This window comes from Brucella lupini, assembly GCF_002252535.1.
Lineage (GTDB): Bacteria > Pseudomonadota > Alphaproteobacteria > Rhizobiales > Rhizobiaceae > Brucella > Brucella anthropi.
On sequence record NZ_NNRN01000038.1, the window covers coordinates 201,155 to 226,228 of the forward strand.

Sequence of the window (25,074 nt, forward strand, 5' to 3'; positions counted from 1 at the left end):
AGTTTTCCATGACCCTCGTATTGAAGCCCGGCAGCGTGCCGCTTGAAACACTTGAAACAATCTATCGCGAGGGTCTCCCCGTCCGCATCGACCCTGCTTTTCACGCAGGCGTCGAAAAGGCTGCGGCGCGTATTGCGGAAATCGCGGCAGGGGATGAACCGGTTTATGGCATCAATACCGGCTTCGGAAAACTTGCCTCGATCCGTATTGCGGCAGGCGATGTCGCCACGCTCCAGCGCAATCTGATCCTGTCGCATTGCTGCGGCGTCGGCGAACCGCTTTCCGAAAATATCGTGCGCCTCATCATGGCGCTGAAGCTGATTTCACTCGGTCGTGGCGCTTCCGGCGTGCGGCTTGAAGTCATCACCCTCATCGAAAACATGCTGAAAAAAGGCGTGATCCCGATGATCCCGGAAAAGGGTTCCGTTGGCGCGTCTGGCGACCTTGCACCGCTGGCGCACATGACCGCGGCCATGATCGGTGAAGGCGAAGCCTTTTATAAGGGCGAGCGCCTGTCGGGTGCGAAGGCACTCGAAAAGGCCGGGCTGAAGCCGGTTGTGCTTGCCGCCAAGGAAGGGCTGGCGCTGATCAACGGCACACAGACCTCCACCGCTCTTGCACTGGCCGGTCTTTTCCGTGCGCATCGCGCCGCGCAGACAGCGCTGATCACCGGCGCATTGTCCACCGATGCCGCCATGGGATCTGATGCGCCATTCCATGAGGAAATCCATACATTGCGCGGCCATAAGGGCCAGATCGACGCTGGCCGGGCACTGCGCGCCCTACTCGAAGGTTCCGTCATCCGCCAGAGCCACCTCGAAGGCGACCAGCGTGTGCAGGACCCCTATTGCATTCGCTGCCAGCCGCAAGTCGATGGCGCTTGCCTCGACATTCTGCGTCAGGCAGCACGCACGCTGGAAATCGAAGCCAATGCGGTCACCGACAATCCGCTCGTTCTCTCGGACGGTCGCGCCGTGTCGGGCGGCAATTTCCATGCCGAACCTGTTGCCTTCGCCGCCGATCAGATTGCGCTGGCCGTCTGCGAAATCGGCGCGATCTCGCAGCGCCGCATCGCGCTTCTGGTTGACCCCGCCCTCTCCTTCGGTCTTCCGGCCTTCCTCGCCCGCAAGCCGGGCCTCAATTCCGGCCTGATGATCGCAGAAGTCACGTCTGCGGCACTCATGAGCGAAAACAAGCAGATGGCGCATCCGGCTTCGGTCGATTCCACCCCGACTTCGGCCAATCAGGAAGACCATGTGTCCATGGCCTGCCATGGTGCACGCCGTCTTCTTCAAATGACCGCCAACCTCAACGCCATCATCGGCATCGAAGCACTGACCGGTGCGCTCGGCGTCGAGCTGCGCGAGCCGCTGACCACCAGCCCGGAACTGGCCAAGGTCATCGCCGTGTTGCGCGGCAAGGTGCCGACGCTGGAGGACGACCGCTATATGGCCGACGATCTCAAGAATGCCGCCGATCTGGTGGCCGATGGTGCACTTGCCGGTGCGGTTTCGAGCGGCATCCTGCCCGCGCTGGAGGCGTGATCATGAGCCCGTTCGAAGTTCGTCAGGGAACCTCGCCCGTCATTCTGGGCCTTCCCCATACGGGCACGGATGTTCCTGACGACATCTGGTCACGGCTCAACGACAATGGCCGGATACTTGCCGATACCGACTGGCATATTCACCAGCTCTATGATGGCCTTATTGATGGCGCGACCACGGTGCGCGCCACCTTCCATCGCTATTGCATCGATGCCAATCGTGATCCGGCGGGTGTCAGCCTCTATCCGGGCCAGAACACCACGACGCTGATCCCGGAAACCGACTTTGACGGCATTGCCATCTGGAAAGACGGCGAAGCACCAAAGGAAGCCGATATTGCCGACCGCATCACGCGCTTCCATAGGCCCTATCACGACGCGCTTTTAGCCGAAATCGAGCGCGTGAAGGCGATCCATGGCGTCGCCATCCTTTATGACTGCCATTCGATCCGCTCGCATATTCCGTTCCTGTTCGAAGGCCAATTGCCGGATTTCAACATCGGCACGGACATGGGCAAGACCTGCGATCCGAAGATCGAAGCTGCCGCCGTTGAGGTTACGGGACGGGCCGAAGGCTACACGTCGATTCTCAATGGCCGCTTCAAGGGCGGCTGGACGACGCGCCATTACGGCAAGCCGGAAACTGGCGTTCACGCCATCCAGATGGAGCTTGCCCAATCCACGCATCTGACCACCGAAGCGGTTCCCTTCGCCTATGACGAGGCCAAGGCGGACGAGCTTCGCGTGCATCTCAAAACCCTTTTGCAGCGGCTGGAAACAATAGCCGCAGAACTGAAATCCTGAGGAGAACACCATGTCCAATCCACGCCACAACGAGCGCGAAGTACGTAGCCCTCGCGGAGACGAACTCAACGCCAAGAGCTGGCTGACCGAAGCGCCGCTTCGCATGCTGATGAACAACCTTGACCCCGATGTCGCCGAACGCCCGCATGAGCTGGTCGTCTATGGCGGCATTGGTCGCGCTGCGCGCACATGGGATGATTTCGACAAGATTGTCGCGACCCTCAAGACGCTCAATGAAGACGAAACCTTGCTGGTGCAGTCGGGCAAGCCGGTGGGCGTGTTCCGCACCCACAAGGATGCACCGCGCGTTCTCATCGCCAATTCCAACCTCGTGCCGCATTGGGCGACCTGGGATCACTTCAACGAACTGGATAAGAAGGGTCTTGCCATGTATGGCCAGATGACCGCCGGTTCGTGGATCTACATCGGCGCACAGGGCATCGTTCAGGGCACCTACGAAACCTTCGTGGAAGCCGGTCGCCAGCATTATGATGGCAACCTCAAGGGCAAATGGATTCTGACCGGCGGCTTGGGCGGCATGGGCGGCGCACAGCCTCTGGCAGCCGTCATGGCAGGCGCTTGCTGCCTTGCCGTCGAATGCGACGAAACCCGCGCCGATTTCCGTCTGCGCACCCGTTACGTCGATGAAAAGACCCATAGCCTCGACGAAGCGCTGGCCAAGATCGACGCATGGACGAAAGCTGGTGAAGCCAAGTCCATCGCGCTCATCGGCAATGCGGCTGAAATCTATCCGGAACTCGTCAAGCGCGGCGTGCGCCCCGACATCGTCACCGACCAGACCTCGGCACATGATCCGGTACATGGCTATCTGCCAATCGGCTGGACCGTCGCCGAATGGCGCGCCAAGCAGGAGAGCGATCCGAAGGGCGTTGCGAAAGCCGCCCGCGCTTCGATGAAGGTGCAGGTTCAGGCCATGCTCGACTTCTGGAATGCTGGCATTCCAACCGTCGACTACGGCAACAACATCCGCCAGATGGCACTTGAAGAAGGTCTGGAAAACGCCTTCGATTTCCCGGGCTTCGTGCCTGCCTATATCCGCCCACTGTTCTGCCGTGGTGTTGGCCCGTTCCGCTGGGCTGCCCTTTCCGGCGATCCGGAAGATATCGCCAAAACCGACGCCAAGGTGAAGGAGCTGCTGCCAGACAACAAGCACCTGCACAACTGGCTCGACATGGCAAAGGAACGCATCGCGTTTCAGGGCCTGCCAGCACGCATCTGCTGGGTCGGTCTCGGTGACCGTCATCGTCTCGGCCTCGCCTTCAACGAAATGGTCCGCAATGGCGAGCTGAAGGCACCAATTGTTATCGGTCGCGATCACCTCGATAGCGGCTCGGTGGCTTCGCCGAACCGCGAAACAGAAGCCATGAAGGACGGCTCGGACGCAGTCTCCGACTGGCCGCTCCTGAATGCTCTTCTCAACACCGCTTCGGGCGCAACATGGGTGTCGCTCCATCACGGCGGCGGCGTCGGCATGGGCTTCAGCCAGCATTCGGGCATGGTCATCTGCTGTGACGGCACCGAAGATGCCGATCAGCGCATCGGTCGCGTGTTGTGGAACGACCCGGCCACCGGCGTCATGCGCCATGCCGATGCGGGCTACGATATCGCGCTCGACTGGGCGAAGCAGCAGGGCCTGCGCCTTCCAGCCATCCTTGGCAACTAAGAAATCAATGAAAGGCGGTCCTTCCGGGGGCCGCCTTTTTCATAGCTGGATAATACGTAAATACTGGGGAATAACGATGACAGACGTAGCGCTTGGCCGTAATGAGCCCTCTCGTGGATCGGCGGCTTTGAAACTGGTCATATACAGCTTCATAGGCATATTTTTCTTTTTCGTGCCCGTCACCATTGGCGGTAAATCGACCATCCTGCTCGACCACGCAGCGACCGCGATTGCCACGCAGCTTCGCCCTGCCGCTCTCGTTTTCGTCTGCTTGCTTATCGCTTATGGAGCCTTTGCACCTTTCGTAACAGGCACGTGGAAAAAGAATGTAACCGAAAGAATTTTCTCGGTTCTGCGTCTGCTCGGCCTCATCGCGACTGCCATGTATCTTGCCAATATCGGTCCGGCTGCACTTTTCACGCCCGATATGCTGCCGTTCCTGTTCGACAAGCTCGTATTGTCGGTCGGCCTGATCGTGCCGATCGGTGCACTGGCACTGGCTTTCCTGATTGGCTATGGCCTGCTCGAATTTACCGGCGTCATCGTACAACCAGTCATGCGTCCGATCTGGCGCACGCCGGGATGGTCGGCCATCGATGCCGTGGCATCGTTCGTCGGCAGCTATTCGCTGGCACTTCTCATCACCGATCGCGTTTATAAGGAAGGCAAATACACCGCCCGCGAAGCGGCGATCGTCGCCACCGGCTTTTCCACGGTATCAGCCACCTTCATGATCATCGTCGCAAAGACGCTGGGCCTTATGGACGCGTGGAACCTCTATTTCTGGACCACTTTCTTCGTGACTTTCATTGTCTCCGCGATCACCGCACGCATCTGGCCATTGAGCCGCATGGATCATCCGGGCGACCGCGACACCCCATTGCCCGAAGGCAAAGGCCGTATTCAAACGGCAATCGACACCGGCATCCAGCAGGCACAAAATGCCCCCAAGCTTCTGCCGCTTCTCGGGGCGACGTTCCTTGATGGCCTGCGCATGGCAGCCATGATCCTGCCCAGCATCATGGCGGTCGGGCTTCTCGGCCTGCTCGCGTCCAAATATACGCCGATCTTCGACCTTCTCGGTCTGGCGCTCTATCCATTTACATGGCTTGCGCAACTGGCCGATCCGATGCTTGCCGCAAAATCCATGGCATCCGGCCTTGCAGAAATGTTCCTGCCAGCCATCCTCTTGAAGGACGCCGATGTCGTTCTGAAGTTCGTCGCCGCCGTTGTCTCGGTCAGCCAGGTTCTCTTCCTGTCGGCCTCAATCCCTTGCGTCCTTGCCACCTCGATCCCGCTCAAGTTCCGGGACCTGATCGTTATCTGGTATATCCGCACGGCACTCAGCATCCTGCTAACGGCACCAATTGCCTTCTGGGCAGCATCCAATGGATGGCTCGGTTGATGGTCGAAATTCTCAAGGCCGAAAATCATCGCCACATGCCATGGAAAAATGGCGGCGGCGTTACGGTCGAAATCGCCATCCATCCGGAAGGAGCGTCAGTCGATAATTTCGACTGGCGCATTTCCATGGCGACCGTCGCCAGCGATGGCCCGTTTTCCATCTTTCCCGGCATCGACCGCACATTGTCGGTGCTGGAAGGAGACGGCATCTTGCTCGATGTCGAAGGACAGCAGAGCACCCTCACCTGCGAAAGCGTACCGCTGTTCTTCGCTGCGGATGCTCAATCCAGCGCGCGGCTGATCGGATCGGCCATTACAGACCTCAATGTGATGACCCGGCGCGGACGGTTTGCCCATATGGTCCGGCGCCTGCCCGTCAACGGCACCACGCTCACCCAGGCCAATGGCAATCTGGTTCTTCTTTTCTGTGCCGAAGGTCAGATCGATCTGACACTCGCGGCGAAAACGACAAAACTTGAGCAGCATGATTGCGCGGTCGCCACAAACTGCGACGCCTTGCCTCTTGAACTAAAGGGGAAGGGAGCAGCTTACCTGATTTCGATTAGCCCAATCTGATCAGTAGTTTACGACTATTCCATCGAGAATGAAGTATTCAAAGAACCGCAACGAACTCTCTGGACAGACGATACGGTCCTGTTAATTTGACAGGAGTAAGAGACAAAAAAGTCTCACTATAAAAGGGGTACTACACATGAAGAAATCATTGCTTGCCGGGGCGGCACTAGCAGCTTTCACGTTAACGTCTGCGGCGCACGCTGAAACTGCCGTTTCCCTTGGCTTTTCCGGCTGGACCGGCTTTGCTCCGCTGACGCTTGCCAAGGAAGCCGGAATTTTCAAGAAGAATGGCCTCGACGTCACACTGACCAAAATCCCGCAGGCAAGCCGCCATCTGGCCCTCGCTTCCGGTGATATCCAGTGCGCGGCCACCACCGTTGAAACATGGATTGTCTGGAACGCGGCTGGCGTGAAGACCAAGCAGATATTCCAGATGGACAAGTCCTACGGTGCCGATGGTATTGCGGTGCGCGCCGATGTGAATTCCTTCGCCGATCTGAAGGGCAAGACGGTTGCCGCTTCTGCTCCGGGTACGTCACCCTATTTCCTTCTCGCCTTCATGCTCGCCAAAAACGGTATGACGACCAAGGACGTCAAGGTCGTCAATATGGAGCCGGGACCGGCTGCACAGGCTTTCGTGGCCGGCCAGAACGATGCCGCCATGACCTACGAGCCTTATCTTTCCACCGTGCGCGCAGCACACGACAAGGGCAAGATTCTTGCCACCACGCTCGATTATCCTGCGGTCATGGACACGGTCGGCTGCACGCCCGATTTCCTTGAAAAGAACCCCGAAGCCGCCAAAGCGCTTGCCGACAGCTACTTTGAAGCGCTGCAGATGATCGCTTCCGACAAGGCGAAATCCTATGAAATCATGGGCAAGGACGTGAAGCAGTCGGGCGAGGATTTCGGCAAGTCGGCAGACTATCTGCGCTGGCAGGACAAGGCAGCCAACCAGAAGTTCTTTGAAGGTGAATTCAAGGAGTTTTCAACCGAAGCCGCCGATCTTCTGCTGAAGGCGGGTGTGATCAAGTCGAAGCCCAATCTCGATGACATCGTGGATACAAGCTTCATCAAGTAACATCGCTTCATATGCAAGCCCGGACGACACGTCCGGGCTTCCTTATTTTCCGCCCGTCGAGTGCGGCGGATGCGCGACTAAACAGGAAAATATATGCAGCCCTTGCAGCCGATAGGCAGTCAGACCCGGATATTACTGGGCATTCTATTCTTCATTCTCTTCTTTGTGTTCTGGGGTATAGCCACTCTGGGCGGCTTCGTTTCTCCGACTTTTCTTGCCGATCCCATCACCATGGTGAAGGACGGCTGGGATCTTATCGCCAATCAAGGCTTTATGTCCGATATCGGAATGACTGTCTGGCGCGTGCTTGGCGGCTTCGTACTGGCAAGCGTCGTTGCCATTCCGCTCGGCATCGCCATGGGCGCATACAAGCCGATTGAAGCGCTGCTGGAGCCCTTCGTCTCTTTTGCGCGCTATCTTCCCGCTTCGGCGTTCGTTCCGCTGTTGATCCTCTGGTCAGGCATTGGTGAAACACAGAAGTTGCTCGTCATCTTCATCGGCGCGGTGTTCCAGATCATTCTCATGATCGCCGTGACGGTCTCCAATACGCGTCGCGATCTTGTCGAAGCAGCCTACACGCTCGGCGCGTCGAACAGCGGCATCATTCGCCGCGTGCTCATGCCTGCCAGCGCGCCAGACATTGCCGAAACATTGCGCCTCGTGCTCGGCTGGGCATGGACCTATGTGATCGTGGCCGAACTCATCGGCGCATCGTCCGGCATCGGCTACATGATCATCAACTCTCAGGCACTGATGGCCACGGGCCAGATCATCTTCGGCATCATCGTGATCGGCGTCATCGGCCTGATCTCGGACCTTGCCTTCAAATATTTCAACCGCTGGCTCTTTGCATGGAGGTTCGCATAATGGTTACCAAAAGCGACCAGGAACTTGTCATCAAGGGCGTGAGCCGTACCTTTCCGGGCGTCCATGGCGGCAAGCCGACACTGGCATTGCAGCCGACCGACCTCGTCATCCCGAAAAATGATTTCGTGACCGTTCTCGGCCCCTCGGGCTGCGGCAAGTCCACGCTTCTTCGCATCATCGCCGGTCTCGACAAGCCCACCACCGGCACCGTGATGCTGGAGGGCAACCCTGTCACCGGACCGGGTGCAGATCGCGGTATGGTGTTCCAGTCCTACACGCTGTTTCCGTGGCTCACCATCCGGCAGAATGTCGGCTTCGGGCTTCGCGAAAAAGGCGTGCCGGAAAAGCAGGCGCGTGAAATCGTGGACAGCTATATCGACAAGGTCGGACTACGCGGCTTTGAAGATCACTGGCCAAAGCAGCTTTCGGGCGGCATGCAACAGCGTACGGCGATTGCCCGCGCACTCGCCAACGACCCAAAGATTCTACTTCTCGACGAGCCGTTCGGCGCGCTCGACAACCAGACCCGCGGACTGATGCAGGAGCTGCTGCTCGGCATCTGGGAGCGGGAGCACAAGACAGTCATCTTCGTCACCCACGACATTGAAGAAGCCATATTCATGGCAACCCGCGTGGTTACGATGACGGCTCGTCCGGGCAAGATCAAATCGATCACGCCGGTCGATATCGAGCATCCACGCACCTACCACGTCAAGGCAAGCCCGGAATTCTCCGAACTACGTCTGAAGTTGACGGAAGAAATCCGCAGCGAAGCCATTGCGGCAGCAAAGCAGGCTGCCTGAAAATAGCTGTTTCCCATTGCAGCCGACTGACCTATGAAAAGACTGCGACTTGATCGCAGTCTTTTCGTTTCAGGACACATCCAATCATGGCCGTTTCAGCAGAAGAACTTGAAAACCGCATCGTCTATGTCAACGGCGAATATGTTTCCGCCCGCGATGCGCGCATTTCCATCTTTGACCGTGGCTTCCTGTTCGGCGACGGTATTTACGAAGTGACTGCCGTGCTCGAAGGCAAACTCATCGACAGCGAGCCGCATATGCGACGCCTGCGACGCTCGACCGGCGAGATCGGTATTCCGATGCCGATGAACGAAGACGAGATCGTTGCCATCGAGCGTGAGCTGATCCGCCGCAACAATCTGACTGAAGGTCTGGTCTATCTGCAGGTGACACGCGGCGACGGACGCGACCGTGATTTCGTGCCCGCGAAAGGTATGAAGCCTTCGGTTGTCCTGTTCACGCAGGAAGCCAATCTGCTCGACAAGCCTGCGCTGAAAACCGGTGCCCGCGTGCTTTCGCTGGATGATCTGCGCTGGAAGCGCCGCGACATCAAGACGGTCTGTCTGCTGCCGCAAGCGCTTGCCAAGGAAATCGCCAAGAACGCCGGTTGCGATGAAGCGTGGATGATTGAAGACGGCTATGTAACCGAAGGCGCATCGTCGACCGCCTATATCGTGACCGAAGATGATGTCGTCGTCACGCGCCCGAACAGCAACTCCATCCTGCCCGGCTGCACGCGGCTTTCGCTCCTGCAGCTGATCGCCGAGACCGGCATGAAGCTGGAAGAGCGCCTCTTCACCATTGATGAAGCCTATGCGGCAAAGGAAGCTTTCCTCACCAGCGCAGGCACATTCGTCACACCGATCACCGTCATCGACGAGAAGACCATCGGCACAGGGAAACCGGGCCCAGTTGCCCAGCGCCTGCGCGAAATCTATCTCGATCACGCGCGCCGAACGGCGATCTGAAAACTGAACTGCCGCACGCCAGTGAAGCGGCTAAGATTTTGGTTATGGCGAGCCGAAAATGGTGGAGTTTGAGAGCCGGAGCGCAGCGTACTAAAGGTACGTGAGCACCGGAAGCGCAAAACAACGCCATTTGCAGGCCGCCAGAGCCGAAATATCAGCGTTTCTGGTTATAGACGTCGATGCAGACAGCCCCCAGCAGCACGATCCCCTTGATGACCTGCTGATAGTCGATGCCGATGCCGAGGATCGACATGCCGTTGTTCATCACGCCCATGATGAGCGCGCCAATCACAGCACCCGTCACACGGCCCACACCGCCATAGGCGGAAGCACCACCGATGAAGCAGGCCGCGATCACGTCCAGCTCGAAGCCGATACCGGCCTTGGGCGTTGCCGTGTTAAGGCGCGCCGCAAAGACCAGGCCAGCAAGCGCCGCCAGCACACCCATATTGACGAAAGCCAGAAATGTCAGCCGTTCGGTCTTCACGCCCGAAAGCTTGGCCGCATGCCGGTTCCCACCCACCGCATAAATCTGCCGCCCGAGCACGGTTCGATTGGTGAGGAACGCATAGGCCGCAATCAGAACAGCCATGATAATGAGGACGTTCGGCAATCCGCGATGCATTGAAATCAGCAACGACAAATAGGCAATCGCCGAAAAGAACAGGATGTTCTTGATGACGAAAAGGCCAAAAGGCTCGGTTTCCACTTCATGCGCGATATGACGCTGACGCGATTTCACATTCTGCCAGATCATGAAACCGGCCAGTAGCACGCCGATGATGAGCGATGTCAGATAGACGCCACCCGTCGTGCCGATGATTTCCGGAATAAAGCCGGACGATAGTTTCTGGAACACGACCGGAAACGGCCCGACCGACTGGCCGCCTAGCACGGCAAGCATCAGCCCCTTGAAGACCAGCATGCCAGCCAGCGTGACGATAAAGGACGGAATATTGAAATAGGCGACCCAAAAGCCCTGCATTGCGCCGATAATGCCCCCGGCCAGCAGGCAGAGAATGGCTGCAATGGGAAACGGCACGCCCCATTTAACCATCATCACAGCCGCGAGCGCACCGATAAAGCCACAGACCGAGCCGACCGAAAGGTCGATGTGCCCGGTGACGATGATAAGCAGCATACCAAGCGCCATGATGACGATATAGCTGTTCTGCAGAACCAGATTGGTGAGGTTCAGCGGCTTCATCAGCACACCGCCAGTCACGATCTGGAAAAAGATCATGATCGCGACCAGCGAGATCAGCATGCCGGATTCGCGCAGATTGTTCTTGAGATAACGCCCCACGCTGCTCGCCGGAGCTTTCGATCCACTTCTTCCGATGATATTCTCGCTCATGGCCGTTTTCCCTTGTTCCGCATGATGGCGCGCATGATGTTTTCCTGCGTTGCTTCCTCGCCAGCGACTTCGCCGACGAAGGCACCTTCATGCATGACGACGATGCGGTCGCAGATGCCGATCAGCTCCGGCATTTCCGAAGAAATGACGACCACGCCCTTGCCGCTATCCGCCAGTGAATTGATGATTGTGTAGATGTCATATTTCGCGCCGACATCGATGCCGCGCGTCGGTTCATCGAGGATCAGCACGTCGGGTCCGGTGAAGAGCCATTTGGACAGCACCACCTTCTGCTGGTTACCGCCCGAAAGCGTGCCTGTCTCCTGATAGACATTGTGGCAGCGAATGCTCATCTGTTCGCGATAAGAATTCGCGATCTTCATTTCGCGAATATCGTCGATGATGCCTTTCGGGCTGACGCCGCGTAAATGCGCAAGAGAAATGTTGCGCGAAATATTTTCGCCTAAGACCAGGCCGAGCTTCTTGCGATCCTCGGTTACATAGGCAAGCCCCGCTTTGATGGCCCGCGCCACAGTGGAAATATCGGCATTGTTGCCGTTGATACGCGCCTCACCGCTGATATTCGTGCCCCATGAACGCCCGAACAGGCTCATGGCGAATTCTGTGCGTCCCGCCCCCATCAACCCGGCAATGCCGACGATTTCGCCTGCCCTCACCTTGAACGACACGTTCTTGACCGAGTGCCGCTCCGGATGCAGCGGGTGATGCACTGACCAGTTGTCGACTTCGAAAATCACCTCACCGATTTTCGGATCGCGCTTCGGGTAGCGGCTTTCCAGATCGCGGTCGACCATCTTGCGGATAATATCGTCTTCCTCGACCTCGCCCGCATTGCAGTCGAGCGTCGCCACTGCCTTGCCATCGCGCAGCACCGTGATCTTGTCGGCAACTTCGCGGATTTCATTGAGCTTGTGCGAAATGAGGATCGAGGTGATGCCTTGAGCACGAAACTCACGCAGAAGCGCCAGCAATGCCGCGCTGTCCGTCTCGTTGAGGCTTGCGGTCGGTTCGTCGAGGATCAGAAGCCGCACGCGCTTCGACAATGCCTTGGCAATTTCGACAAGCTGCTGCTTGCCGACACCAATATCGGTGACAAGCGTATCGGGCGATTCCGACAGGCCAACCTTCTGCAAAAGCTCGCGGGTACGCTTGTGCACCGTACTGCGGTCGATGACGCCATAGCTTGCCGGTGGATTGACGAGGAAAATGTTCTCGGCAATCGTCATGAGCGGTATGAGCGCCAGCTCCTGATGGATGATGACAATGCCAAGCGCTTCGGAATCGTTGATGTCGCGAAACTGCCGCTCTTCGCCGTCGAAGAAGATCGACCCCTCGTAGCTGCCATGCGGATACACACCCGACAGCACCTTCATCAAGGTCGACTTGCCTGCTCCATTCTCGCCGACAAAGGCATGAATCTCGCCCGGCATGACCGTGAAATTGACATCGCTCAGCGCTTTGACGACGCCGAAAGACTTGCTGATGCCGCGCATTTCCAGAAGCGGCTTGCCGGCGATTTCCGGCTTACCGTCAGACTGCTCGCGCAGGACAGGATTGGCTACATTCATCGCTCGCTCCCATTACAAATCTGCTCTGCCATTGCCCTCAACGAAAAGACAACGCTGTCAATCGTCGAGCCTACCCCAGCCGAAAGGCTGGGGATTTGGGGCAATGGCATGCAGAAAGGTTACGGGCATATCCTCCGATACGCCCAAAACCGCATTACTGAATCTGGTCTTCCTTGTAGTAACCGCTATCGACCAGAACCTGCTTCCAGTTCGACTTGTCGACGATCACCGGCTTGAGCAGATAGGACGGCACGACCTTGACGCCATTGTCATAGGTCTTGGTGTCGTTGACTTCCGGCTCCTTGCCGGTCATCAGCGCATCGACCATATCGACCGTGACCTTGGCGAGTTCGCGCGTATCCTTGAAGATGGTCGAGTTCTGTTCGCCAGCGAGGATCGACTTCACCGAAGGCACTTCCGCATCCTGACCGGAAACGACCGGCATTGGCATGTCGCCGCTGCCATAGCCTACACCCTTGAGGGACGACAGGATACCGATGGAGATGCCGTCATAAGGCGACAGGACTGCATCGAGCTTCTTGTCGGAATAATAGGCCGAAAGGATCGAGTCCATGCGGGCCTGAGCAGTTGCACCGTCCCAGCGCAGCGTTGCAACCTTGTCCATGCCGGTCTGGCCGCTGCCGATAACGACCTTGCCGCTATCGATATAAGGCTGCAGAACGGACATCGCGCCGTTGTAGAAGAAGTAGGCGTTGTTATCGTCCGGCGAACCGCCGAAAAGCTCGACATTGAACGGACCCGGCTTGTTCTTGAGGTCCAGCGCGGTTTCGATGGACTGGGCCTGCAGCACGCCGACCTGGAAATTGTCGAAGGTCGCATAGTAATCGACATTCGGCGTATCGCGGATCAGGCGATCATAGGCGATGACCTTGATACCCGCATCGTGGGCCTTGGCCAGAACATCGGAAAGCGTCGTGCCGTCGATGGATGCAACGACGAGAACCTTGGCGCCCTTGGTCACCATGTTCTCGATCTGCGCCAGCTGGTTAGGTACGTCGTCTTCAGCATACTGAAGATCGGTCTGGTAGCCGCGTTCTTTCAGCACCTTGACCATGTTGTCGCCATCGGCAATCCAGCGTGCCGAAGACTTCGTGGGCATGGCGACGGCGACAAGACCCTTGTCTTCCGCATGCGCCAGACCGCTAAAGGCAAGCGCGGCCATCGCGACTGCCAATGTTAGAGATTTCATGCCTGCCATTGTCTCACTCCCAAATTGGGACAGGCTTTTCCGCCTGTCGTTCTCCCAAAATTTCCGCCCCCGCCTTCCGGCCATGCGGAATTCCTCCGGAACAAGTTCTCAAAGGGCCGTCAGCCCGCGATCTTGTCCCATGCCGCAACCGCGCGCTCGGCGCGTTCGCGAACCTCAGCAACCGTCAGTCCGGCTTTGTAAAGACTGGAACCGAGTCCGAAGCAGCTCACTCCCGCTGCCCGATAGGTCGCAAAATCAGCCTCGGAAACACCGCCCACGGCGCCGACCGGAATATCCTTCGGCAAGACGGCGGATATCGCCTTGATACCGTCCGCGCCGAGTACGCTGGCCGGAAAGAATTTCAGCGCCGATGCGCCTGCACGGATCGCCGAAAAGGCTTCCGTCGGCGTGAAAACGCCGGGCATCGTCACCATGCCGTGCTGTCCCGCGCGGCGAATGACATCCGGCTCGACATTCGGGCTGACAAGAAGTCTGCCGCCAACATCGTTAAGACGGTCCACATCTTCGACGCTCAATACCGTCCCGGCCCCGATCAGCACGCCCGCAGGCGCAAGCTTCGCCGCCTTCTCAATCGAGACGAAAGGCTCCGGCGAATTGAGCGGAATTTCAATCGCCTCGAAACCCGTCTCGATCAGCGCTCCGACGATTGCTTCCGTTTCTTCCGGGCGAATGCCGCGCAGGATCGCGACCAGCGGATAGCGCAGCTTTGGCCATGCGATGCGGTCGCTCATTGCGCAGCTCCTTCGAAGGCGTGTTTTGCAGCCATGAACAGACCGTCTCGCACCAGCTCATCGGCTGCAACGCGCCTGACTGTCAGCCCGGCGATTTCAAGCGCGCTGGCATAGAGCGCGCCCATAGTGTCGTCTGAAAGGAGCAGCACTTCTTCGGGTTTGCCATAAAGCGTGCGCCCGCCTGCCACTTCCAGCCCGATCAACAAGCCCGACAAACGAGCCAGCTGGTCGGTCGGCTTGTGATCATGGACGAGCCAGCCTGCGCGAATGGAAAATAGCGCGTTGGAAATCAGTGCCGGGTTTTCGAGCGACGCCCTGACGCCCGCAGCGAAAGCCACACCATTCGGATCGACCGCAGCAGCACCTTCCAACGCCCCGGCCAGCACCGACATCTCCTTCAAAAGAGCGAACATTTCGCCGGTCATGAAGGTTCGGTAATCGGCAAGGCCGCCCTCAGCAATCCGCACCCATTTGGCATGGGTGCCGGGCATGACGACAACAGCATCATGCGTGCCGCCGTGCACAAGACCGAGCAGTTTTGTCTCCTCGCCACGCATAACATCGGGTGCCGTTTCGTCCCGACGCGCGACGCCCGGCAACATGATGACGTGACGGCGCGCGGGCACGCGCACCGCAGCCTTCACGATGCCATCCAACCCGGCGGGCAAGCTCATATAGGGCGCTTCGATCCAGCCGGTCCGCGAACCGGCCATGCCGCAGATCACCACCGGCAGATCGTCCGGCGCGCCGACAGAAGCAAGGTGCCGTTCGAGCGTTGGCTCGAAACCGGCTTCCTTTGCCTGCAGCAGACCGTCATCGCCACGGCTTTCGCCCAGCACATTGCCATCGACATCCAGCGTCCAGAGGCGAAACCGGGTGGTGCCCCAGTCCGCAACTGCCGCAAATGGCTTTTTATCGAGAGCCATCCGGGGAACCTTAGTGGTTATCTCGCGGCAGGCCACGCGTATGCGCGATATCCTGATACTTGACCGCGTTTTCGAGAACTGCACCGGTTTCCATCTGGCCGACAACGGCGCGCTGGATTTCCTGCCATGGTGTCTGGCTTTCCGGATATTTGTAGCCACCGGCAGCTTCCAGAGCCTTGCGACGCTCCGCCAGTTCTTCGTCAGAGATCAGAATGTCAGCGCTGCCGCGACCAAGATCGATACGCACGCGGTCACCGGTCCTCAGAATAGCCAGACCGCCGCCAGCAGCAGCTTCCGGGGAGGCATTGAGGATCGACGGCGAACCCGACGTGCCCGACTGGCGACCGTCGCCGATGCATGGCAGTGAGCTGATACCCTTTTTCAGAAGGTAATTCGGCGCGCGCATGTTGACGACTTCCGCCGCACCTGGATAACCGATGGGGCCAGCGCCACGCATGAACAGCACCGTATTCTCGTCGATTTCCAGTGCCGGATCGTCGATGCGGTGATGATAATCTTCCGGCCCATCGAATACGACCGCCTTACCCTCGAATGCATTCGGGTCCTTGTCGTCGGACAGGTAGCGATTGCGGAACTCGTCCGAAATCACGCTGAGCTTCATGATCGCCGACGAAAACAGATTGCCGCGCAGCACGCGGAATCCGGCATGCTTCTTCAGCGGCTGATCGTAGGTCTTGATGACATTGCCGTCTTCGATGGTCGCGTTCTTGCAATTCTCGCCGATGGTCTTGCCATTGACGGTCAGCGCATCTTCATTGATGAGGCCCTGCCCCATCAGCTGATTGACGACGGCTGGCACACCGCCCGCATGGTAGTAATCTTCACCAAGATATTCACCGGCAGGCTGCAGATTGACCAGAAGCGGAATTTCCTCACCATATTTCTGCCAGTCATCGACCGTCAGCTCCACGCCGACATGACGGGCCAGAGCGTTCAGATGGATCGGCGCATTGGTCGAACCGCCAATAGCGGAATTGACGCGGATGGCATTGACGAAGGCATCCTTGGTCAGAATGTCCGACGGCTTCAAATCCTCATGCACCATTTCAACGATGCGGCGTCCCGATAGATAAGAAATTTCCTGACGGTCGCGATAAGGCGCCGGAATGGCGGCGGAGCCCGGAAGCTGCATGCCGAGCGCTTCGGCGAGCGAATTCATCGTCGTGGCCGTGCCCATCGTATTGCAATAGCCCGTCGATGGAGCCGAGGAAGCAACGAGCTTGACGAAGCCCTGATAGTCGATTTCGCCCTTGGCAAGCAGCTCGCGCGCCTTCCAGACGATGGTGCCGGAACCTGTGCGTTCGCCACGGAACCAGCCATTGAGCATCGGACCCACCGACAGCGCAATCGCCGGAATATTGACGGTTGCAGCTGCCATCAGGCAGGCAGGCGTGGTCTTGTCACAACCGATTGTCAGCACGACGCCATCGAGCGGATAGCCGTAAAGCACTTCCACGAGGCCGAGATAGGCAAGGTTGCGGTCCAGACCAGCGGTCGGGCGCTTGCCGGTTTCCTGAATTGGATGAACCGGAAATTCAATGACAATGCCGCCCGCCTCGCGAACACCTTCGCGCACGCGCTTGGCCAGCTCCAGATGATGACGGTTGCAAGGTGAGAGGTCGGAGCCCGTCTGCGCGATGCCGATGATCGGACGACCGGACTGCAGCTCTTCCTGGCTCAGGCCATAATTCATGTAGCGCTCCAGATAGAGCGCCGTCATATCGACATTATCAGGATTGTCGAACCAGGCGCGCGAGCGGAGCTTTGGCGTTTTCGGAGAGACGGGCTTGTTCATTTCATTGTCCTGCGTGGGTGAGAGGCCGCGTTACGACAACCTCGATTCCTAATCTTCAAAAGCTTCGACGACATGCCGCTTTCCGAGCAGAAACGCATCGGCCACATGGGTCAGTGGAGCGAGATCAACATCCGAACGCCCCGCGCCGATCAATTGCACGAAACGCTTGTAAAGTCGTTGATATTCGCGGTCCGGCTCGGCCATTTTCTCCACGCCTGCGATGGTCAGGCGGCTACCGCCATGGCTGAGAAGCAGCGTTCCTTTATCGGTCTCAACACGAATATCCCATGTCTGCGGACCCGTCTGGCGCCAGTCGAGTTCGAACGAAACCGGTATGCCGCTTTCCGTCTGAAACTTGAGATCGGCTGCGATGGGTGCCGCACGGTTTTCGGGAAAATAAAGATCGGATTGCGTGAGAAAGAAGCGCTCCGGCAAAATATGCGTGACGATGGAAAGCGCATTAATGCCTGGGTCGAACACACCGAGACCACCCGGCTCCCAGATCCATTGCTGGCCGGGATGCCAGTGGCGCACATCCTCTTTCCACGACACGGCAACAGACTTGATTGCAGCGCCTTTCAGAAATTCGCGGGCAGGTTCAACGGCCGCGGCTTCGCGCGAATGCCATGTCGCATAAAGCGTAACGCCCTGCTTTTCAGCAAAACGCGTCAGCGCCTGCACTTCCGAAATGGTTGCACCCGGAGGCTTCTCCAGCATCACATGCTTGCGCGCCTTCAAGGCTGCGTAGGCCTGGCTAAAGCGCCCTTGCGGCGGTGTGCAAAGCGACACCGCGTCAATGGCAACGTCGCTGCCCAGCAGCTCATCGATGTCGTGAAAAGACGGCAGGCCGTCCAGCCCGGCATTGCGACTGGCAATGGCTTTCAGCTCAATGCCATCGACGGCTTCAATCGATGGCAGATGCTGGTCACGCGCGATCTTGCCCAGACCGACGATTGCAAGAGCGATATTCGAATCCGCCGCCATTTCAGAGCGCCTTCACGACAAGGTTTTCGGCTGCCGCCTGAGACAGCCTGTTGACCAGCGGATAACGGAACGGCTTGGCGGAAATCTCGAACTGGTCGCCAGCTTCCGTCTTAACGCCCTCCGAAAACGACAAGGTTGCGGTGCCGAAGAAATGGACATGAATATCGCCCGGACGGCGGAACAGCCCATATTTGAAATGATGGTGTTCCAGATTGGCAATCGTGTGCGACATGTTCGCTTCGCCCGAAAGGAACGGCTTTTCGAAGATCACCTGATCGCCGCGACGAATGCGCGAAACGCCCTCCACATGGTCAGGCAACGCCCCCACATATAGTTCCGGCCCCAACGCGGCCTGACGCAGCTTGGAATGGGCAAGCCAGAGATAGTTCTGCTTCTCGGTCACATGGTCGGAAAATTCATTGGCAAGGCAGAAGCCAAGCCGGAACGGCGTACCATCCGGGCCAATCAGGTAGATGCCTGCCAGCTCCGGCTCTTCGCCACCATCCTCGGCAAAGGAAGGCGAAACCAGTTCGCCGCCGGTTGCCACCAGCGCCGAACCGTCACCCTTGTAGAACCATTCCGGCTGCACGCCGGTTTCGCCCGGCTTCGGTTTGCCGCCTTCGACACCCATCAGGAACATGCGCATGGAGTCGGTCGGCTTTTCAGCAGACTGCGCGGCCTTATGCATCTTGTCGCGACCGTCGGCAGAGCCAAGATGTGTGAGGCCCGTGCCAGCAACGATCAGATGCGCCGGATCGGCATGGGTGATGGGCAGACCGACGCGACCAGCCGCCAGGGCAGCGTCTATATCGACGGCTTCGCCCTTGCCGCTGCGTACGACTTGTTCCTCAAGGCTGATACCCGCTGCAATGGCTGCCGAGGCTAGCTCATAGGTCGTTGCTACGCCCTTGACGACATGCGCCGCTCCCTCCTCACTGCAGGCAGCCACACGCATTTCTCCGCTTTCATCGCGGAACTGGACCAGACGCAACATTAAACCTCCCATTTTCCGCATACCCGTTGCGGAATTCACCCCGACCGCTTGAGAAACGCCATAAGACGCCAATTTACGGTTCGTGTTATTAATATGACTATTTTGCCGTAACCCGCTTTGTCAAGCAAGCAGACGCCCCCACCGGGGCAGTTCGCGAGCCCTGCCCCTCCCGCACGAATACAAGCCTTTGTTTTATATATATAAATAGCAATATTGCGCGTTTGTCGCACCGGCATTTTATTGGGAAACGTCGAAAGGCGCTTGCCATAAAGTAATATTATATGCTTCATAAATGCGAAGGCCGGGAGGGCCTTATTGGGAGGAACCATCATGAAACGCACATTGACGGCCCTGACGGCCGCATTTTCTTTTGCCCTGATTTCGAGCGCATCTGCTGCATCGCTGACGGTTGGCTTTTCGCAGATCGGTTCGGAATCGGGCTGGCGTGCTGCAGAAACGGCCCTGACCAAGCAGGAAGCCGAAAAACGCGGCTATACGCTCAAGTTCGCCGATGCACAGCAGAAGCAGGAAAACCAGATCAAGGCCGTTCGTGGCTTCATCGCTCAAGGGGTTGATGCAATCCTGATCGCACCCGTGGTCTCCACAGGTTGGGACGCCGTTCTGAAGGAAGCCAAGGAAGCCGAAATTCCGGTCGTCCTGCTCGACCGCCAGATCGATTCTCCGGAAGACCTTTATCTGACCGCCGTAACCTCCGATCAGGTTCATGAAGGCAAGGTGGCCGGTGACTGGCTGGTGAAGGATGTGGGCGACAAGCCGTGCAATGTGGTCGAGCTTCAGGGCACCACCGGTTCCTCGCCCGCCATCAACCGCAAGAAGGGTTTTGAAGACGCCATCAAGGGTCATGACAACATCAAGATTTCCCGCTCGCAGACGGGTGACTTCACCCGCACAAAGGGCAAGGAAGTCATGGAAAGCTTCATCAAGGCCGAAGGCGGCGGCAAGAATATCTGCGCCGTCTATGCCCATAATGACGACATGGCTGTCGGCGCCATTCAAGCAATCAAGGAAGCTGGTTTAAAGCCGGGTACGGAAATCAAGATCGTGTCGATCGACTCCGTACCGGATATCTTTCAGGCCATGGCGAACGGCGAAGCCAATGCGACCGTCGAGCTGACGCCGAACATGGCCGGCCCGGCCTTCGACGCGATTGAAGCCTTCAAGGACAAGGGCACCGTTCCACCGAAGTGGATCCAGACGGAATCGAAGCTCTACACGCAGGCTGACGATCCGAAGGCCGTCTACGAAGCCAAGAAGGGTCTCGGTTACTGATCCTCTCGTCCTCGGGCCGCGTTTGTCGCGGCCCGGAATAACCTTTGCAAAATGCAATGGAAGACTGCCATGGCTGCAAAAGACGCTCCATCGGCGGCCGCAATGCCGCTTCTTGAAGCCCGTTCGATCACCAAATCCTTTCTGGGCGTGACAGCGCTCGACCATGTCGATTTCACGCTCAACTGCGGGGAAATCCATGCATTGCTTGGCGAAAACGGCGCGGGTAAATCCACGCTTATCAAGATATTGACCGGCGCTTACCACGGCTTCGGCGGTTCGATCCTGCTTGAGGGCCAGCCGATTGCACCTACCTCCGTGGCAGAAGCGCAGACACTTGGCATCGGCACGGTCTATCAGGAGGTCAATCTTCTTGAAAATCTGACGGTAGCAGAGAACCTGTTCCTGGGACGCCAGCCGAAACGTTTCGGACTGGTTGACCGGGGCCGGATGGAAAAGGATGCGGCGAACCTTCTTTCCCGCTACGGCCTCACCATTGATGTCGGCGCGCCTCTGTCCGCCTATTCAGTCGCCATCCGCCAGATCATCGCGATTGCACGCGCCGTCGATCTCTCGGGCAAGGTGCTCGTCCTTGACGAGCCGACCGCCAGTCTCGATGCACGCGAAGTCGAGATGCTGTTCGGCGTGCTGCGCCAGTTGAAGGCAGAAGGCCTCGGCATCATCGTCATCACCCATTTTCTGGATCAGGTCTACGCCATCGCCGATTGCGCCACCGTATTGCGCAACGGACGGCTGGTCGGCAGCCGCAACCTGTCGGAACTGCCGCGCACCGATCTGATTTCCATGATGCTCGGCCACCAGTTGCAGGAAACTGTGCGCCGCCAGCTGACCGAGGAAGTAAGCCGCGATACGGTTGCCCCGATCCGCTTTGCAGGCTTCGGCAGACAAGGCAGCGTTGCGCCGTTCGATCTCTCGATCCAGCCGGGAGAAGCCGTTGGCATTGCCGGGTTGCTCGGTTCCGGCCGCACCGAAACCGCTCTTTTGATGTTCGGTGTCGATCAGACCGATAGCGGCACCTTGACCGTCGACGGCAAGGAAACGAGGCTCCCCTCGCCCGTTGCGGCCATTGCGGAACGCTTCGCCTTCTGCCCGGAAGAGCGCAAGACCGACGGCATCATTGGCGATTTCTCGATGGCGGAGAACATCGCGCTGGCGGTTCAGGCGAAGCGCGGCTGGTCCAGACCGATTTCATCGCGCGAGAAGACAGCACTTGCACAGCGTTACATCAAGGCGCTCGATATTCGCCCGCCTGATCCTGACAAGCCGATCAAGTTTCTGTCCGGCGGCAACCAGCAGAAAGCCATACTGGCACGCTGGCTTGCCACCGATCCCCGCCTGCTGATCCTCGATGAGCCGACGCGCGGCATCGATATCGGCGCCCATGCTGAAATCCTGAAGCTCATCGGCGAACTTTGTGCCGAAGGCATGTCACTGGTCATCATCTCTTCGGAATTCGAAGAGCTTGCCGCCGTCGCCAATCGCGTCATCGTCCTGTCCGACCGTCGCCATGTGGCGGAACTGAAGGGCGAGGAAATCACTGCCGACAATATCGTGCGTGCAATCGCAGAGACCGGAAGCGAAAAGGAAGCTGCAGCATGATTGCCCGCATGACCAGAAAACTCAAAAGACTGGCGCCGCAACTGGCCGCCCTTGTGCTCATTCTGGTGGCGAACACCATCATCGCGCCTGGCTTTCTCGACATCTCGTTCCAGAACGGTCGGCTCTATGGAAGCCTGATCGATATTCTGGTGCGCGCCGCACCCGTCGCCATTCTGGCTGTCGGCATGACACTGGTGATCGCAACGCGCGGCATTGATCTGTCGGTCGGTGCCGTCATGGCGATCAGCGGCGCTTTTGCCGCGTCGCTCATCGTTGCGGGCTATCCGCTCGCAATCGTCATTCCGACAGCGCTTGGCGTCGGCCTTCTGTGTGGCTTGTGGAACGGCTTTCTGGTTGCGGTCTTCGATATCCAGCCGATCATCGCGACGCTTATCCTGATGGTGGCAGGTCGCGGCATCGCACAGCTTATCACCGAAGGCGCGATCCTGACCTTCAACAATGACTCCTTTGCGGCGCTTGGCTCCGGCTCCTTCCTCGGTGTGCCCGTTCCAGTCCTGATATGGATTCTGGCCGGTCTCGTTGTGGGCCTCGCAGTGCGCTCCAGTGCACTTGGCTTCCTGATCGAGGCGACCGGCATCAACCGTCGCGCAGCGATGCTGGCGGGGGTCAAGGCACGCTTTCTCCTGTTCAGCGTCTATGCAGTTTCTGGCGTCGGCGCTGCCCTTGCGGGGCTGATCGCGGCGGCGGATATTCGCGGCGCAGATGCCAACAATGCCGGGCTGTGGCTTGAACTCGACGCGATTCTGGCGGTCGTCATCGGCGGCACCTCGCTTAATGGCGGGCGTTTCTCGATCATGGCTTCGCTGCTCGGCGCGCTCATCATCCAGTCGATCAACACAGGCATTCTGATGGCGGGCTTTCCGCCGGAATTCAACCTCATCATCAAGGCCGTCATCATCGTGATCGTGCTCACCTTCCAGTCGCCGGCCATTGTCCAGCTCATTACCTTCCTGCGCTCGGAACGCAAGGGCAATGGAGCCAATCCGGTCCGTCAAAGCCAGCAGGGAGCACGGCAATGAGAGCACTGCGCAATCTGCCCTTCCTGACGACGGTTGCAATCTTCCTGCTCGCCTATGCGATCTGCATCGTCCAGTTTCCGAACATGCTGTCGACACGGGTAATCGGCAATCTTCTGACCGACAACGCCTTCCTCGGCATAGCCGCCGTCGGCATGACATTCGTGATCCTTTCCGGCGGCATCGACCTGTCGGTCGGCTCGGTCATCGCCTTCACCAGCGTTTTCGTTGCCGTGATGATCGGGCAGCTCGGCGTGCATCCGCTCGTGGCATTCGGCCTCGTTCTTGTGATCGCCGCATTGTTCGGGGCGTGGATGGGCATGATGATCCATTTCTTGCGGATCCCGCCTTTCGTGGCCACACTTGCGGGCATGTTTCTGGCTCGCGGTGCGGCCTTCCTCATCTCGACGCAATCCGTGCCCATCGCGCATCCGTTTCTCGATACATTGCAGGGGCTTTATTTCCGCCTGCCGGGCGGCGGCAGGCTGACATTCATCGCCATGCTCATGCTCACGGTCTTCATCGTTGGCGGCATCATCGCGCATCGCACGCGCTTCGGCGCCAATATCTACGCGCTGGGCGGCAACCAGCAGTCGGCAGAACTGATGGGCGTTCCGATTGCCCGCACGACAATCGGCATCTATACGATGTCGGGTATCCTTTCCGGCCTCGCCGGGATCGTCTATACGCTTTATACTTCGTCCGGCTATTCGCTGGCGACGGTGGGGGTAGAACTGGACGCCATCGCTTCGGTGGTGATCGGCGGGACATTGCTGACAGGTGGCGCAGGCCTTGTGGCCGGAACATTCGTCGGCATTCTCATACAGGGGCTGATCCAGACATACATTGTTTTCGACGGAACGCTGTCTTCCTGGTGGACGAAAATAGCAATCGGTATATTGCTGTTCCTGTTCATTGCTCTGCAACGAGGACTTGCGTGGTTCTCGGATCTAAGGCGCATCCCGAAAAGTGGGAACCGGTTTTCGGGCAAGATGCGCATTGAAACAAATAGCTAGCCAGGCAACGAATGAAGGAGGCCTGAATTGGGATTGCTGGAAACGGCCATAACCGGACGCAAACGCCATAACAGCCACGCTGTCGTGGTGGGTGAACTGGGCCGCGGCATCGTCGCGGGAACCATTCCTGCAGGGTCCATCCTTCCGGGCGACCATGAATTGTCGCTACGCTTCGGCGTTTCCCGCACCGTTCTGCGCGAGGCGATGAAAACCCTTGCCGCCAAGCGCCTCATCGAACCCAAAGCCAAGGTCGGCACCCGTGTTCTGGGCCATGCGAGCTGGAATTTCTTCGATCCCGATGTGCTGACATGGCGCTTCGAGGCAGGCTTCGATGAAGTCTTCGTGGACCATCTGGCGGAAATGCGCATGGCACTGGAACCGGCAGCCGCAGCGGCCGCGGCTGAACGCGCCACCAGTGACGAGATTGTCGAGCTTTACGCGCTCGCCGCCAAGTTTGACGATCCGAACCACACGCCGGAGTCCATCGCCAAGGTTGATCTGGAATTCCATCTGGCCATTGCGCGCATGTCGGGCAATCCGTTCATGCGCTCGGTCAGCGGATTGATCGAAGCGGCGCTGGCAATCTCGTTCCAGCTTTCATCACCCGCCTCATCGCGAGAAGGCATTGCCGAATGCGCGGCCAATCACCTGCGCATTGCCCACGCCATTGCATCGCGTGATCCACAAAAAGCACGTCTGGCCATGGAAAGCGTTATCAAGCTCGGCGTCGATCGCATCCGCGATGTGATCTGAAGG

Annotated in this window: 22 protein-coding genes; 14 read left to right on the top strand and 8 right to left on the bottom strand. The window is 58.4% G+C overall.

Translation table 11 applies throughout. The annotated features are described in order from the left end of the window. Positions 1-8 precede the first annotated feature (8 nt). The 9 genes from hutH (at position 9) to CES86_RS07295 (ending at position 9,730) form a co-directional block, all read left to right on the top strand. A complete protein-coding gene (gene hutH / locus CES86_RS07255) occupies positions 9-1,544 on the top strand; it encodes a histidine ammonia-lyase (RefSeq protein ID WP_094514028.1) in 1,536 nt (511 codons plus the stop codon). A gap of 2 nt (positions 1,545-1,546) precedes the next feature. Then, positions 1,547-2,347, top strand: a complete 801-nt coding sequence (gene hutG, locus CES86_RS07260; RefSeq protein ID WP_094514029.1) for an N-formylglutamate deformylase — start codon at positions 1,547-1,549, stop codon at positions 2,345-2,347. 10 nt (positions 2,348-2,357) lie between these two features. Beyond that, positions 2,358-4,031 (top strand): urocanate hydratase, encoded by a 1,674-nt coding sequence (gene hutU, locus CES86_RS07265; RefSeq protein WP_094514031.1) that lies wholly within the window; start codon positions 2,358-2,360, stop codon positions 4,029-4,031. Between the two features lie 76 nt (positions 4,032-4,107). After that, positions 4,108-5,436: a YjiH family protein gene (locus CES86_RS07270; protein WP_010659501.1), complete on the top strand. Its 1,329-nt coding sequence runs from the start codon at positions 4,108-4,110 to the stop codon at positions 5,434-5,436. Next, positions 5,433-6,011: a HutD/Ves family protein gene (locus tag CES86_RS07275; protein ID WP_094514105.1), complete on the top strand. Its 579-nt coding sequence runs from the start codon at positions 5,433-5,435 to the stop codon at positions 6,009-6,011. Before CES86_RS07270 ends, CES86_RS07275 begins: the two co-directional genes overlap by 4 nt. Before the next feature lie 136 nt (positions 6,012-6,147). After that, entirely contained in the window at positions 6,148-7,092 is a 945-nt protein-coding gene (locus CES86_RS07280; protein ID WP_094514033.1) for an ABC transporter substrate-binding protein, read from the top strand. 93 nt (positions 7,093-7,185) lie between these two features. After that, positions 7,186-7,959, top strand: coding sequence for an ABC transporter permease (locus CES86_RS07285; protein ID WP_012091494.1), 774 nt, complete (start codon positions 7,186-7,188; stop codon positions 7,957-7,959). Next, positions 7,959-8,762: an ABC transporter ATP-binding protein gene (locus tag CES86_RS07290; RefSeq protein WP_012091493.1), complete on the top strand. Its 804-nt coding sequence runs from the start codon at positions 7,959-7,961 to the stop codon at positions 8,760-8,762. Before CES86_RS07285 ends, CES86_RS07290 begins: the two co-directional genes overlap by 1 nt. An 86-nt stretch (positions 8,763-8,848) precedes the next feature. Beyond that, positions 8,849-9,730, top strand: coding sequence for a D-amino-acid transaminase (locus tag CES86_RS07295; protein WP_012091492.1), 882 nt, complete (start codon positions 8,849-8,851; stop codon positions 9,728-9,730). Between the two features lie 154 nt (positions 9,731-9,884). On the opposite strand, the gene mmsB is transcribed toward CES86_RS07295, so the two are convergent. The 8 genes from mmsB to araD1 form a co-directional block, all read right to left on the bottom strand. After that, a complete protein-coding gene (gene mmsB, locus CES86_RS07300) occupies positions 9,885-11,087 on the bottom strand; it encodes a multiple monosaccharide ABC transporter permease (RefSeq protein WP_012091491.1) in 1,203 nt (400 codons plus the stop codon). Next, positions 11,084-12,676, bottom strand: coding sequence for a multiple monosaccharide ABC transporter ATP-binding protein (gene mmsA, locus CES86_RS07305; RefSeq protein WP_012091490.1), 1,593 nt, complete (start codon positions 12,674-12,676; stop codon positions 11,084-11,086). The genes mmsB and mmsA overlap by 4 nt, the downstream gene beginning before the upstream one ends. 154 nt (positions 12,677-12,830) lie before the next feature. After that, positions 12,831-13,895, bottom strand: coding sequence for a multiple monosaccharide ABC transporter substrate-binding protein (chvE, locus tag CES86_RS07310; RefSeq protein WP_010659493.1), 1,065 nt, complete (start codon positions 13,893-13,895; stop codon positions 12,831-12,833). A 110-nt stretch (positions 13,896-14,005) separates the two neighbouring features. Further along, a complete protein-coding gene (locus CES86_RS07315) occupies positions 14,006-14,638 on the bottom strand; it encodes a 2-dehydro-3-deoxy-6-phosphogalactonate aldolase (RefSeq protein ID WP_012091489.1) in 633 nt (210 codons plus the stop codon). Continuing rightward, complete coding sequence (locus CES86_RS07320) at positions 14,635-15,564, bottom strand: 2-dehydro-3-deoxygalactonokinase (RefSeq protein WP_094514034.1); 930 nt, start codon at positions 15,562-15,564, stop codon at positions 14,635-14,637. The genes CES86_RS07315 and CES86_RS07320 overlap by 4 nt, the downstream gene beginning before the upstream one ends. Before the next feature lie 10 nt (positions 15,565-15,574). Further along, on the bottom strand, positions 15,575-17,380 hold the full coding sequence (locus tag CES86_RS07325) for an IlvD/Edd family dehydratase (protein WP_012091487.1): 1,806 nt from the start codon (positions 17,378-17,380) through the stop codon (positions 15,575-15,577). Positions 17,381-17,428: 48 nt separating this feature from the next. Continuing rightward, positions 17,429-18,364: a Gfo/Idh/MocA family protein gene (locus CES86_RS07330; protein ID WP_094514036.1), complete on the bottom strand. Its 936-nt coding sequence runs from the start codon at positions 18,362-18,364 to the stop codon at positions 17,429-17,431. A 1-nt stretch (position 18,365) separates the two neighbouring features. Next, positions 18,366-19,358 carry an AraD1 family protein gene (araD1, locus tag CES86_RS07335; RefSeq protein WP_094514037.1) on the bottom strand — a complete coding sequence of 331 codons (993 nt, stop codon included), beginning with the start codon at positions 19,356-19,358 and terminating at the stop codon, positions 18,366-18,368. Positions 19,359-19,688: 330 nt separating this feature from the next. Between araD1 and ytfQ the strand changes: the two genes are divergently transcribed. The 5 genes from ytfQ (at position 19,689) to CES86_RS07365 (ending at position 25,071) form a co-directional block, all read left to right on the top strand. Then, on the top strand, positions 19,689-20,648 hold the full coding sequence (gene ytfQ, locus CES86_RS07345) for a galactofuranose ABC transporter, galactofuranose-binding protein YtfQ (protein ID WP_010659486.1): 960 nt from the start codon (positions 19,689-19,691) through the stop codon (positions 20,646-20,648). A gap of 69 nt (positions 20,649-20,717) precedes the next feature. Then, the gene (locus tag CES86_RS07350) at positions 20,718-22,265 is read left to right on the top strand and encodes a sugar ABC transporter ATP-binding protein (protein WP_094514040.1); all 1,548 of its coding nucleotides are present in this window, start codon (positions 20,718-20,720) and stop codon (positions 22,263-22,265) included. Continuing rightward, the gene (locus CES86_RS07355) at positions 22,262-23,305 is read left to right on the top strand and encodes an ABC transporter permease (RefSeq protein WP_094514041.1); all 1,044 of its coding nucleotides are present in this window, start codon (positions 22,262-22,264) and stop codon (positions 23,303-23,305) included. Before CES86_RS07350 ends, CES86_RS07355 begins: the two co-directional genes overlap by 4 nt. Beyond that, positions 23,302-24,318 carry a galactofuranose ABC transporter, permease protein YjfF gene (yjfF, locus tag CES86_RS07360; protein ID WP_094514042.1) on the top strand — a complete coding sequence of 339 codons (1,017 nt, stop codon included), beginning with the start codon at positions 23,302-23,304 and terminating at the stop codon, positions 24,316-24,318. The genes CES86_RS07355 and yjfF overlap by 4 nt, the downstream gene beginning before the upstream one ends. A 27-nt stretch (positions 24,319-24,345) precedes the next feature. Continuing rightward, a complete protein-coding gene (locus CES86_RS07365; protein WP_010659482.1) occupies positions 24,346-25,071 on the top strand; it encodes a FadR/GntR family transcriptional regulator in 726 nt (241 codons plus the stop codon). The last annotated feature ends 3 nt before the right edge of the window (positions 25,072-25,074 follow it).